The 2,454-nt window shown below is 42.4% G+C and carries 5 protein-coding genes; 2 read left to right on the top strand and 3 right to left on the bottom strand.

Features of this window, described 5'->3' with window-relative positions; genetic code table 11:
- Nucleotides 1-93: 93 nt before the first annotated feature.
- Nucleotides 94-387 carry an ATP-binding protein gene (locus RW114_RS20400; protein ID WP_340124563.1) on the bottom strand — a complete coding sequence of 98 codons (294 nt, stop codon included), beginning with the start codon at nt 385-387 and terminating at the stop codon, nt 94-96.
- 53 nt (nt 388-440) lie between these two features.
- Nucleotides 441-572, bottom strand: a complete 132-nt coding sequence (locus tag RW114_RS20395) for a recombinase family protein (RefSeq protein ID WP_340124564.1) — start codon at nt 570-572, stop codon at nt 441-443.
- Between the two features lie 386 nt (nt 573-958).
- Between RW114_RS20395 and RW114_RS20390 the strand changes: the two genes are divergently transcribed.
- Nucleotides 959-1,210, top strand: a complete 252-nt coding sequence (locus RW114_RS20390; protein WP_340124562.1) for a ribbon-helix-helix domain-containing protein — start codon at nt 959-961, stop codon at nt 1,208-1,210.
- Complete coding sequence (locus RW114_RS20385) at nt 1,197-1,484, top strand: type II toxin-antitoxin system RelE/ParE family toxin (RefSeq protein WP_340124561.1); 288 nt, start codon at nt 1,197-1,199, stop codon at nt 1,482-1,484. The genes RW114_RS20390 and RW114_RS20385 overlap by 14 nt, the downstream gene beginning before the upstream one ends.
- A 51-nt stretch (nt 1,485-1,535) precedes the next feature.
- On the opposite strand, the gene RW114_RS20380 is transcribed toward RW114_RS20385, so the two are convergent.
- Nucleotides 1,536-2,150 (bottom strand): recombinase family protein, encoded by a 615-nt coding sequence (locus RW114_RS20380; RefSeq protein WP_340124560.1) that lies wholly within the window; start codon nt 2,148-2,150, stop codon nt 1,536-1,538.
- Nucleotides 2,151-2,454: the final 304 nt, after the last annotated feature.

Here is a 2,454-nt window from a genome sequence, read left to right as displayed (position 1 = left end):
CTTCCAATGCAATTTTGGCTTTTTGAGCCCCTGTAAAAATCTTCCGTTTGCTTTCGCTCATTTCCTGCTTCTCATTTTTCGACAGAGCATAGCTTAAACTATTGTCCGGAATTCGGGGTCCACTATATAGCGATCATCCATAATTTCCATCAAGTCATTTCGGGTGGCACCATTCAAAGGCTCCAGACCCCAATCATCAATAATTAGCACATCCAGACTGGCGATGGCTTTTAGCAATTTACTGTAGCTGCCATCGGCCTTGGCTTGTGTCAATGCGAGAACCAGGCGCGGAAGCCGGTAATATTTTACGCTGCAGCCTTTCAGACAGGTTTGATGACCGAGTGCGCAGGCGATATAGGTTTTGCCCGTGCCGCAAGGACCAGTCACACATCAGCAACGACGCCATTTGTGATTGTTGCAAGCCTCTGGCAGGCAGATAGTCAATGTCCTTGGCATAAGGCATTACGTCCAAGCCGGTCAAGTTTTGTCACGACCAGAATATCGCCGGATTCCATCCGGTCAATCAATTTAGTAAAACCTGGACGCTCTTTTGCCGCCACTGACCCGCTGATACTTTCTTCAATAAGCTGCTGTTATTGGATAGCGAATCCTGCCGCTTTGATTTCTATACTCTGATTCTGGGTAGCTTGGTCTATAGTCGAAACTCGACAGTATGCAAAAACGCGTGACATGGGCAAATTCCGTCCGAAAGTGAAGTACGATGTGCGGTCAATGCGTAACTTCTACATAGCTTAGAACGAACACTTTTGGGGGTTCTTCCATAGGCCCCCTATTTGCTCCTAATTTATGACACAGCCAATAGGTTGATTTATCAGCGGTGAAAGTTTGTGCCAAATATCTTGATTTATGGCACAAGCAGAAAACTTTACTCTCTTGCGTATGGTGCATTTATGGTGTAAAAAAGAATCGTAATCACACCACATTAGGAGGGTCGGCAATGACAAGGCAAAGCATTTCTTTTACTGCACCAAACGATAATTGGTTAAATTCGTTGATTAAAAACGAGGAATACAACAGCAAAAGCGAAATTGTAAATGACCTAATACGCAAAGCACGGGCACATCAAGATGAAATAGAAATAATCCGTGCTAGGTTGATTAAATCAGAAAATAGCGGATTTATAACCCAGACCACAGAGGAGATTAGAGCAGAATTCAAGGAGGAATTGAGGCGTAATGGGGAATTATAAATTAACGGAAGATGCCAAGGATGATTTGCGGCGTATATATAGGTATGGCGTTAAGAAATTCGGGGAAGCTCAAGCAGATTTGTATTATGACGCACTATCTAGGCATTTTGAACAAATAGCAGAAAATCCGTATTTATTTCAGGCTATAGATCATATCCGAAAAGGATATAGGCGTAGCGTCTGCCGGGTTGATAGCATTTTTTATCGTGTTGTAGATAATACTGTAGAAATAATCAGCATATTCAGTCGTCAAGATTTTGATAATCTACTTTGAGGGGTTTGAAACGCAACGGTCGCCGAATTTGATAATGAGTTTACAGATGTTTCAATCCACGCGACCACGCGGGGCACGACATCTTTGGCCTTCGGATAGAAGCCGGTAGACTGAGGCTTTACTTATAGCGTATTCAGACATTAAATTTTTTATTAAAACGCCATCAGCACGTTTCTGTTTCATTTCTGATAACGCTTGTTCTGATAGCTTGGCTTTAGCTCCAAACTGAACACCATTGCTCTTTGCCTTGGTAATTCCATCAGCTTGCCGCTCAGCACGAATAGCATTTTCAAATTCTGCAATTGCACCCAACATAGAGAACAGAAGTTTGCCGGTAGGCGTTGAGGTGTCAATAGCTTGGTCTAAGACAATAAGCTCAACACTTTTTTTTTCGAGGTCATCTGCTATTTTCGCCAGATCGAGTGTTGACCTGGCCAGCCGATCAAGTTTGGTAATAACCAGCGTATCGCCCTTACGAACATGACGTAGACACTCTTGCAGTTGAGGTCGATTGTTGGTATTGGTACCACTCTTTTTTTCTTGGAAAATTTGCCCATCAGCTTCTTTGCATCCGGAAGCGATAAGTTTTGACAGTTGAACGTCTAAACTTTGTCCGGTAGATGAAACTCTTGCATATCCAATTTTAGCCATGATTTTACCGCTCACTATGTTTTATTTTATCTTAGACTTTCTAAGACTTAATTATAAGACATAAAATAAGACATGTCGAGGGCGCATTCTATCGTTGAGCAAAAAGCGTCTTGAATTGTATACTCAATAAGACGCTTTGAATCAGGCACTGTTTTCTGATACCAGATTATAGTGAACTTAGTTGCCAGGTAAGCGTTCACCCCCCTCTCGCAAACTGACGCTAATTCAAGCATACTGCTGACTAAATTTCTGACACAACCTTTCTATGAAACTGAGCGACCATAGCCTACGCCAATTAGATGTCACCTACCTTGATGGT

The sequence above is a fragment of the Methylobacter svalbardensis genome (genome assembly GCF_037671525.1).
GTDB lineage: Bacteria > Pseudomonadota > Gammaproteobacteria > Methylococcales > Methylomonadaceae > Methylobacter_A > Methylobacter_A svalbardensis.
This window is presented reverse-complemented; position numbering and strand designations above follow the sequence as displayed.

Coding starts and splice junctions, on each gene's coding strand:
- RW114_RS20390 (WP_340124562.1), top strand. CDS start 959: ATGACAAGGCAAAGCATTTCTTTTACTGCACCAAACGATAATTGGTTA.
- RW114_RS20385 (WP_340124561.1), top strand. CDS start 1,197: ATGGGGAATTATAAATTAACGGAAGATGCCAAGGATGATTTGCGGCGT.